Here is a 647-nt window from a genome sequence, read left to right as displayed (position 1 = left end):
ATATATTACTCACCCGTTCGCCACTCGCCGCCAGGTTGCCCCGCGCTGCCGTTCGACTTGCATGTGTAAGGCATGCCGCCAGCGTTCAATCTGAGCCAGGATCAAACTCTTCAGTTTAATCTCTGTTGCTTTTGCTACTCTCGTAGCACCCTTATTGCTAAGGGGTCGCTCACTCAAAATACTGACAGGCCACTACTTTCGTAGCGCCTATTTCATTACTTCTTGTGAACATTTGATATTTTAAGTTTCACGCCGCCTAAGCAGCGTGTGCACTTTCATCAAACGTCCACACTTATCGACTGTAAATTTTTAAAGAACTTATTCGGTACTGCTTGCTGAAGAAGCGTTGTGTTCATCAGCGAAGAGGCAAGATTATGAAGTGTTTCGCTTATCTCGTCAAGCTCTTATTTTTCTTACTTAACTCAGCATATGAATGCCTTGTTCTGCAAGGGGGCAAACTATAGCAAAGAACAGACTTGATTGGCAAGGTATTTCTTAACAGCGAGCATGTATTTTACCTACGCAAAAAAGCCCACCAGGATCACCTGGTGGGCTTCTTCTTATAACTAGCCTGACGATAACCTACTTTCACACTGGTTGCAGCACTATCATCGGCGCAGAGTTGTTTCACGGTCCTGTTCGGGATG

Annotated in this window: 1 rRNA gene; it reads right to left on the bottom strand. The window is 45.3% G+C overall.

What is annotated here, in order from left to right:
• Nucleotides 1-117 (bottom strand): 16S ribosomal RNA (locus tag D0T21_RS31515); the annotation flags it as partial.
• Between the last annotated feature and the right edge of the window lie 530 nt (nucleotides 118-647).

It is taken from the genome of Duganella sp. BJB476 (genome assembly GCF_003416895.1).
GTDB lineage: Bacteria > Pseudomonadota > Gammaproteobacteria > Burkholderiales > Burkholderiaceae_D > Rugamonas.
Note: the sequence above shows the minus strand (reverse complement) of the source record. Positions and strands in the feature narration are given on the sequence as shown.